Source organism: Paenibacillus sp. 01L418 (assembly GCF_056400045.1).
Genome location: NZ_JBFTSN010000275.1, coordinates 1 through 8801 on the forward strand (window position 1 = coordinate 1; position 8801 = coordinate 8801).

Genomic DNA, 8801 nt, shown 5'->3' on the forward strand with positions numbered 1-8801 from the left:
CAGCAACACTAAGTAAAACCAATTGTTTTTTCATTTTATATAACACTCCTCTGTTTATTCGTTCAGTATGTTATTCGCATTATACCCCCAATGGGTATTTCGGAAACGTAATTTCATTTCTTTTTTTAAAAAATTTGTTCTTATGTCCTCCTATCTACTATTCCTTATCCTCATTGTAACTTACACTTTTGAAGAACTTGTGTAGACTGCAATCAGATATACTGGAGGAAGCAAATCACCATAAAAAAAAGAAGCATCAGAATTTCTGATGCTTCTTTTCATATTATGATTCATGTTTTCCGATGAAGTTGCTTATGAATTTCTCTAAAACGGTGACATCCGTTATATTTGCGTTGCAGGCTTCGCTGTTTACGCACATATAATTTCCAATGGCCTTGTAGTAATCAGGTGAAGCATTAGCAGGCCTTGATTTCGTAATCGCCGTGAATAACGCAACTTCTTCATGTCTATTGCACAAAAAACAGGTGCTTTTCTTATTTGTTGGCGTAAACTTTCCTTCAATGCCGATAAGCTGTCCGTCTTGACGGTAAATAAGAAACAGCCTATTAGATGCGATATCGGTCCAACCCATATACGTAACATAACGGTAGTCAATATCATCTAAATCAGGTACCTTTAGCTTTTTGACTTTTGGAAACAGCTTTTTTATTTGAGCTGCCGTTACTTGAGTGAATTCCGACATCAAAGGCTGCAGCGATTGCAAATAGGATTGAATTTCTTCTGTCCTATTTAACGTTGCAAGCTTCTCTAACTCATGCTTTTGAAGATCAGTTGCGCCCGGGAATGCTTCGGAAATCTTTGTTTGCGTACTATACCTAACCGCTTCAACTACTTTTGGATCGGATACCGTGTTACACGCAGTTTGAAGCAGATGTGCTTGTTTCTTAATTAAATTATATTGATGGTTTCTAATAAATGGTTTATTCATAGCTGTTCAGCCCCTTATTTTTAATGAAAAAAAATATAAGGTGCAAAGCTTTTATTAGAAACGATATGAGCTCCATTGGGCGAAAATATTTCAGTCCGGCCCCACGCAAAGTATCGCCCTAATAGTAGGCTTTGCATGAGCAGTTACTTTTCCCGGCAATTTGATTTGCCATTCCTATCACCTCCCTGCCTCTTTACATTATAAAATGAATTCAGATGTTGTTACAACGTGTGAATTCCTCTAAATTTACATTTTGATTAAGTATGCCATTTTTTCCGGATTTCCTCCACAGTGGCCAAAGCAATGGTATCTTGCAAAATATCGCCTGGTTTGTTGCCTCTCCCAAGGATGTAACCTGCAAAATTTGTGCCCGTATAGTCGAAAATATATTGAAATTGCTGAACAAGCGGAATTCCTTTCAGATGGGGCTCGTCATCGCCTATACCGATGATCCAAGCTGTTTTTGACGCAAAACTAGATAGAAACTCGGTCTTATTCTCTCTTAATGATTGGGACCATCTATCAATGAACGTCTTCGTAAGTCCTGATGCGCCATACCAGTAGATTGGCGTCGCAAACACCAATACATCTTGTGCCTTTACGCGTTCGATCAGATGATGGTAATCATCATTTGGGTAAGGCTCTTTCTCAGAATGCCGGTAATCGACAATAGGCTCGATGTTGTAGTCAGATAAGTGAATTTTATCTGCTTCAAATCCTTCAACTAATAAATTTGCTAGTTGATCCGAGTTTCCATTTTTGCGGGAGCTTCCATAAATCACTGCAATTCCCATTGTGAATAATCACCTCCACATTTAAAGTGTTAAGCTTTTATTTTGAAAAGTCCTGACCAAGCCAATCCGTACTAAGCTTTGCGAGGGTTCCATCCGCTTTCATTTCTTTTATCGTTTGATCCACAGCGTCGGCAAGTTTCTTTGACTCGGGGTCGTCTTTACGGAGTACATACTGGATATGCCCCTCATTAAGCGCATCTCCTACTGCTTTGAGCTTGCCTTGCGGATCTTTGATCGGAAGAAGGAAGTCTGCGCTTATTGTTGCGTCAACCCGTCCATTAGTGATTTGAAGAACTTCATCGTTAGCATCGTTTTGCTGGTACACGATTTTTATTGCGCCATCATGCTCCTTATTGTAATTTTCAAGGATTTGAGCTTGAGCGCTGGTCGGGCCAATCAGCACTTTTTTTCCTTTCAAATCATCTAAGGACTTGATCGATTCATTGTTTGCTGCTGCAATAATAATTTTGTTCCGCCAATAAGCGTAAGGTTCTTCGTTAAAATAAAACTTTTGTTCACGCTCAGGATTTTTCTCAAATAGATGAGCGGCTATATCGATCTTTTTCGTTTCTAGACTTAATAGAATGTTGGAAAATTCCATCGTTTGAAACTCAAATTCATACTCTTTCAGACGTTTGTCTATCTCTCTGATAACTTCAACGTCGTAGCCTGTTAACTTTCCGTTATCATCGAGAAAAGCGACTTGCTCGAAATCATTACCAGTGCCGACAATAACTTTTTTAACCCCCGCGGCTGATTCTCCTTTATTGCTGCTGCCATTATTGGCGCATGCTGTAATAACAAATAAGAAAACAAGGGCAAACGTAAATGCATTAAACTTTTTCAAAATCGTTTCCTCCAATTTGGTTGTGTATTAAACTCATAATCCCTACGGGTTAAGTGAGGATTAAAGGCTGAGATAACTGTAGCATTCACACCCACTTGAGGTCAATTGATTACATAATAGATATATTTTATATAAGAAACCAAAAATGCTATATAAATATAAATATTGTAAAAAATCAAAGACCCTCGCCAATTGAATGGGAAGGGTCTTTGAACTTTAATCGTTTGTTTTAGTTTTGATTGTCTTCCCCAATGACAATGACTTCCGTTTCTAAATCTATGCCAAAGTTTTGTTTTACCGTCGTCTTAATAACTTCGATTAAATCAATGTAATCCTGAGATGTAGCATGATCCACATTTACAATGAAACCTGCATGTTTTGTGGATACCTCTGCTCCTCCGATTCGTTTCCCTTGCAAACCGCTGTCTTGTATCAGTTTTCCAGCAAAATATCCAGGCGGGCGTTTGAATACACTGCCGCATGAAGGATATTCCAATGGCTGTTTACTTTCTCGCGCAAAAGTGAACTCATCCATTTTTTCTTTAATATCGGCATATTCAGCTTGTTTAAGATTAAATACAGCTTCGAGCACGACATATTTATTTGCAGAAATATTACTTTTCCGATAACTTAATGACAGATCCTCACTTGATAATGTGAGAAGCTCGCCTGCTTCGTTCATTACTAAAGCTTTGACTAATACATCCGAAATTTGTCCGCCATAGGCTCCTGCATTCATATACAAAGCACCACCGACCGTACCTGGGATGCCGCATGCAAACTCAAGTCCAGACAGATGCTGTTCTAATGCTTGCCTAGATACATCTATAATCGAAGCTCCAGCCTGCGCAATAATTGTACTATTTTCGGTTCGAACTTCATTCAAGTTTTTTAAATGCATCGTAATCCCGCGAAGGCCGCCATCCTTCACGATAAGATTGGAGCCATGTCCCAAGAGGGTAACTGGAACATTTTCTTCTTTCGCAATTTTATATACAGTGCTTATTTCATCATATTTATTTGGAGTAATGAATACATCTGCATTCCCCCCTAATTTTGTATATGCGTGATTTTTAACGGGTTCAGCAAGCTTAATATTCAAGTCGGGCAGTTTATTTAATATACGTTTATAAAGGTTCAATTCATTATTCATAAAAGTTGTTCCCATTCGTTCATTATCATTCGTTTCACCTTTTCTTGTTGTTGTTAAAGCTTTGAAATTTCAACTTTAAATTATAGCACATTTTTCCGATTAATATTACCTTTTAATCAAAAGTTGTCATTTATAAATGTAATCAATCCTATTTCCTACATATCATTAAATTATCGTTTCTCCTTATTAAATATGCAACAAAAAAAGAGCAGGATACGATCCTGCTCGCTTTTTTTATGGCTTAATCTGAAGGAACCATAGCATGTCCTCTCATAAGCCTTAATGTCTTATCATTTATTTCTTTATTTCAATGACAATATCATCCAATTTAATTTGTTCTCTACCTCTTCCTGATTTTTTAGGCAATACAATTTCTTTTGAACCTTCGTCTCTCGTTATTTCTAATGAACCATGATTTTCGGCAGTGTGTTCATACAAGTTTATCTGAGGTGTCAGTATAAGCTTGGTAGCATTGGGGTCTAATTTTTCAAAAGTTTTACTCCAGTTCATGTTATAGCCGCCTCTCTCACCTGCTCCTCCATTGCCTTTACCAACATAATGATTGCCTAAGTCGTCTTTAATTTCGATATCCACATCTACAGCATCCCATTCATTTCTTGTCTCATCCGAAATCACTTGATTGTAATAAACGATAAAGCTCATGGGGGTAAAGGTTATATTGTCTATGTTTACTTTTACTCCCTCGTGTTCAACACTTTGATTTATGATCTGTGTTTGATTCGCCGTTGCGTCTAAAGAAAGAGCAAAGCTCCATTTACCTTGTATTTCCTCTTCGTTATTTGGATTTGTTATATTTTCAATAATCCAGTTTATATTTACGTGATCCAATTCCGTTTGATTACGAAAATCGATGTTGCTTTGAACTAAACCTACATAACTATTTTCATCGACTTTTGTAATTTGAGTGCTTTGACTCCCGCCGAGTGCACCTTTTGCATATAATAAACCATGTAACTTTGGTTCGTCACCCAAGTCTTGATTACTTTCTAATGCATAGGTTAAGGTAACCGATTTCCCATCAAAAATCGCATCTTCAATCGTCAATTTTATGCCTTTGCTCTCCTTTGACATGTTAATTTCGCTGGAATACTTCTTATAGTCATCATAAAATCCGATCCTTCCGGTATCCAATAACATGAAAATGTTTCTTAAAACAGGGATTTCGCTAGCATAAGCAGGGAACGTAATGCCAAAGGTAGCAGCCGTTAAACCGATTAGTATGACTGCAGCAGCAGCATTCTTTCTCCAACGATGTGTTTTTTTATTTTGAGCTAATGATTGCTTTAATGCAATCTTTACCTTGGTCTTTTCAAATTCAGTTACTTCCATTTCCACAAACTGCTTGTCGTCTAGATCTATATCGTTTAATAATTCATAAATATCCTTCATCATACACTACCTTTCCAATTCAGCTGCATCGCTTTGGTGTAAAGTGTCTTTTTCCCTCTATAAATTCGATTATCGATAGACGCTTTCGTTAAATCGAGTTTCGCTGAAATATCCTCTGTTTTTAATCCAAGAAAAAATTTCATTATAAAAATATCCCGATCCACAGGCTCTAATAAATGGATTAATTGAATTAATTCCGTTTTATCCTCCAGTATAATCAACTCTTCTTCTGCCGATTTTTCGGAGCTCAATTCCATTTCATTAGTGGTGAATTCTACTCTTTTACTATTTTTTCTGTAATAATCAATAGACTTAAACTTGGCTATAGCACAAATCCATTTCCTGAAATCAGTCGAATCGCCATGAAATTTATTCGAATTGTTCCATATGGATAACAAAATATCGTTCATACATTCTTCAATAACTCCCTCGTTCTCAAGCGGGGACAGCACTTTATAAGTTACCCCTTTTATTAAGGGCAAATAGGTATCAACGATATATTCTAAAGCATCTTCTTTCTGGCGCTTTAATCGTTGGATGAAATTTTTATCATTAGACTTCATTAGCGATTCTCCTTATTTTTTTGTAAAAGCTTTTACACTATATACAACGAAGTTGAAAATTTTTATTCTCAGGTTTAGATTAATTATATTTTTAGGCCATTTATAATAAAAAAGTCGATTCCTCAATCGTACAGGAAATCGACTTTTTATGGTTGAGTTTTTATGAGTCTGCTTTCGAAAATATGGCAATCGGCTTCTTATCCGTAGCTTCTACTACACGCTGCTCAAATGTAGGGCCTGCTTCTGAATAGGAATCATATTCAATAATGCCTACATTCAGCATTCTGAACTTCTTTCTCATAACCTGATAGAACGTCGAATCATGTGTTGAGATAATAAATTGTTTATGATTTTGCAATTTGGAATCAGCTAAATTACGTATAAGATCAATTAATGCAGCTACATTCAAGTCATCCATGCTCTGTACAGGGTCATCCATTGCGACAAAGGACAGTGGGGACCAAGATTGCGTAAGCGCCATGGCCAAAAAGAATGAAATCGCAGTGGCATTCACCTGGGCTGCGCTAAATATGTACGAGGGATTTGCTTCTTGGTGGCCAAGGGCCGCATCTTCTCTCGTCATCACTTTGAGAAATAAGCGATTGCTGTTGAATTTTTTCCCCGTATCATAATCGATCTCGGTAAATACGGGATGAGAGTTGATTCTGACAAAGATGGAACGCATAGTATCGAACATTTGATCCATGACTCGTTCATTCAAGCCGCGAATGGCATCTGGCACGGCCTGCTCGGCATCCTTTAGAGCGGCAACCATGTCTTCGATGGTTCGAAGACCTTCTTCCACTCGTTCTATGACCTTATGCTTGGCAGTTTTTTGTTGCTGTAATTGTTCGAGCAGTGCGAGATCTGCGTTTGCTCGGAAAGCATCTAATAATTGTGTTGCTGCTCCGTGCTTACGAGTATTTTCGAGCAATGACTCTTCAATCAAACTAGCCTTTGCGTCTAACTGATCTGCAACTGCGCTCCAATCCGTTGTTTGAGCACTGGCACCAATAATTCCTTCTGCCGTTAGCTTACCTAGCCAAACAACGACATCATCTTGTAGATGCTTAAGTTCTCTCTCTTTGCTCTCCCTTGGCAGGGATGAGAACGATGTAGCAATCGTAATAAGCTGCTTGCGTAAATGATCTACTTGTTTATTACCTTCATCCAGCTTAGTCAGTAACTGCTCTTTCAGAGCTGGCGTATGAATAGGGATATCCAACTCATCAGCCAATGCTTTGAAATCATTGTAGCTCTTGTCCATTAACTGCATTTTTTTGTGCAAATCGTAGTGCTTTGCTTGTAAATCTGCCACTTGATCGAGCAATTGAGTATGCTGATCACTCCATTCCTGCATGGTGGCTTGAAGTATGGTTAGACTTTCTTTAACATTCGCTTTTGCTTCAAACAGCTGGTCATTATAGATTTGTCGTTGTAATTCAAGCTCGAGGCTCTTCTTTTCTGCACGAGCTAGATCAGGATGAATGGCATCCATCTGTGCGCTGACGTAGTTTTGCAGGCGGAATGAATCAACATCTTCTATTCCACAGGCAGGGCAGCAATCTAGCTCTGGTTGTTCAATAGCAACCTGTAGAACATGCTTTAGAAAAGCTTTATGTTTCTTTTCATGAAGCACAAGCTGCTGTACAAATTCCAACTGCTGCTTGTGTAAACCATCAGCCTCCAAAAAAGCGTTTTCCAAATCTGTTTGTTCACGAAACCGCAGCTCTAACTCTCGTAATGAATGATAGAGTGCGAGTCGAGGAGTCTCCTCTAAGAGTGGATATGCTATGGCAAAGTTACCGCTCATCCCATCAAATTTTTTACGGTTGTTTGCCTGAAGCCATAATTTTTTCACTTCATTTAACGCTTCTAATAAGTGATCGGCTCTATGCTGAATTGCCGTTGTTTGCTGCTGTAAATCCTCATTCAGCTGTTCGTTTTGGAGCTTGATCAGTTCGTTTTGCAAAAAACTATCTGCTTCTTCATTGAGCCTTAGCAATTTTTGAATTGTATTTAAGTGTTCATCTAGCGTTTGAGTAAGATGATTTTCTCGTTCCCATTGCATCAGAAGCGGAAGCTTTTCCTGTAATGAGGTCATAGCATCTTTTGCTAGATCGAGCCGTCTGATTGTATCATTTTCCAAAAGATTTCTTTCCTGAACTAGAGCTTCAATTTGCTCCTCGGCTTCTTTGATCAATGAAATAACCTGATCTTCATCTTCTGAAACCGCTGCTTTTTGGAAGACAGCTTCATAGTTATGAAGTGCTGTTGACCATTGATTATTTCGTGATGCAGGCGAGAATTCTGAGATTTCTAGCTTAATGCCTTGAATACGGTGCTCCAGCGTTTCTTCCTCCGCAATCAGCTGCCCACGCTTTTGGCTAAATGCTAGTCTTCTTTCTTCCAGCTCCACCCGTGCTTTATGCACGAGTTCTCCATAGCTCGAAAATTGCTCTGTGCCGAAAATTCGGGAAACCGAATTGTAGCGATCCTTCTCCTTCATGCCTCTTAGGATGCCATTCATCCGTTCTTGACATAGAAGATGAGTAAGAAACAAGCTTTTGTTTAAATCTACTTTATCGAGCCATTCCGCGTGGACGAGCTTCTCTTTTAAAACGGCTTCTGYCTCCTTGGCAGGTACCTTCTCACCATTAATCTCAACTTCAAGCAAATGGGCTCCGCTATCTGTCCTTACATTCGTATTGGCGATCCCCGTACGTATTACTGTAATTTGCATGTCTGAATTTCCTAGCTCAATGATTACTTTTGGAGCACTATCCCCGGCAAAATGATTCCCAATGTATCGATATAATTTTCGTTCGGGGTCTTGCTCATAACGATAAATGCTACCGGTTAATCCCCATTCGATCGCGTCAAAAAAAGAGGTTTTTCCGTAACCATTTGGGCCATGTAAAATGACAATGCTTGTATTGGGAAATTCAAATCTTCGCTTCTCATTAAACCCGCGGAATGCTTCTATTGTGATTGCATTAATCCTCATGGCTGAGCACCTCAGCTAACACTGGAATATTTAAAGATGACAATAGCTTGTCCACAGACTGCTCATCAGCTTGAAACA

Annotated in this window: 7 protein-coding genes; all 7 read right to left on the minus strand. The window is 38.6% G+C overall.

All coding sequences use genetic code 11. From position 1 onward, the window contains the following. Positions 1-283: 283 nt before the first annotated feature. The 7 genes from AC1DSE_RS24510 to AC1DSE_RS24540 all read right to left on the minus strand — a co-directional run bounded on the left by AC1DSE_RS24510 (position 284) and on the right by AC1DSE_RS24540 (position 8723). A complete protein-coding gene (locus AC1DSE_RS24510) occupies positions 284-949 on the minus strand; it encodes a FusB/FusC family EF-G-binding protein (RefSeq protein WP_477511179.1) in 666 nt (221 codons plus the stop codon). Between the two features lie 257 nt (positions 950-1206). Next, positions 1207-1743, minus strand: coding sequence for a flavodoxin family protein (locus tag AC1DSE_RS24515; RefSeq protein ID WP_441883239.1), 537 nt, complete (start codon positions 1741-1743; stop codon positions 1207-1209). 37 nt (positions 1744-1780) lie between these two features. Continuing rightward, positions 1781-2590: a transporter substrate-binding domain-containing protein gene (locus AC1DSE_RS24520; protein ID WP_441883241.1), complete on the minus strand. Its 810-nt coding sequence runs from the start codon at positions 2588-2590 to the stop codon at positions 1781-1783. 229 nt (positions 2591-2819) lie between these two features. Continuing rightward, positions 2820-3743, minus strand: a complete 924-nt coding sequence (gene murB / locus AC1DSE_RS24525) for a UDP-N-acetylmuramate dehydrogenase (RefSeq protein WP_477528322.1) — start codon at positions 3741-3743, stop codon at positions 2820-2822. A gap of 294 nt (positions 3744-4037) precedes the next feature. After that, on the minus strand, positions 4038-5156 hold the full coding sequence (locus tag AC1DSE_RS24530; RefSeq protein WP_477512590.1) for a DUF4179 domain-containing protein: 1119 nt from the start codon (positions 5154-5156) through the stop codon (positions 4038-4040). After that, positions 5153-5716, minus strand: coding sequence for a sigma-70 family RNA polymerase sigma factor (locus AC1DSE_RS24535; protein ID WP_477512591.1), 564 nt, complete (start codon positions 5714-5716; stop codon positions 5153-5155). Before AC1DSE_RS24535 ends, AC1DSE_RS24530 begins: the two co-directional genes overlap by 4 nt. 160 nt (positions 5717-5876) lie before the next feature. Beyond that, on the minus strand, positions 5877-8723 hold the full coding sequence (locus AC1DSE_RS24540) for an AAA family ATPase (protein ID WP_477528323.1): 2847 nt from the start codon (positions 8721-8723) through the stop codon (positions 5877-5879). Positions 8724-8801 lie beyond the last annotated feature (78 nt).

What these genes read in the sequence shown, in the direction of transcription:
- AC1DSE_RS24510 (WP_477511179.1), bottom strand. Translation starts at nt 949, where the DNA reads ATGAATAAACCATTTATTAGAAACCATCAATATAATTTAATTAAGAAA.
- AC1DSE_RS24515 (WP_441883239.1), bottom strand. Translation starts at nt 1,743, where the DNA reads ATGGGAATTGCAGTGATTTATGGAAGCTCCCGCAAAAATGGAAACTCG.
- murB (WP_477528322.1), bottom strand. Translation starts at nt 3,743, where the DNA reads ATGAATAATGAATTGAACCTTTATAAACGTATATTAAATAAACTGCCC.
- AC1DSE_RS24530 (WP_477512590.1), bottom strand. Translation starts at nt 5,156, where the DNA reads ATGATGAAGGATATTTATGAATTATTAAACGATATAGATCTAGACGAC.
- AC1DSE_RS24535 (WP_477512591.1), bottom strand. Translation starts at nt 5,716, where the DNA reads ATGAAGTCTAATGATAAAAATTTCATCCAACGATTAAAGCGCCAGAAA.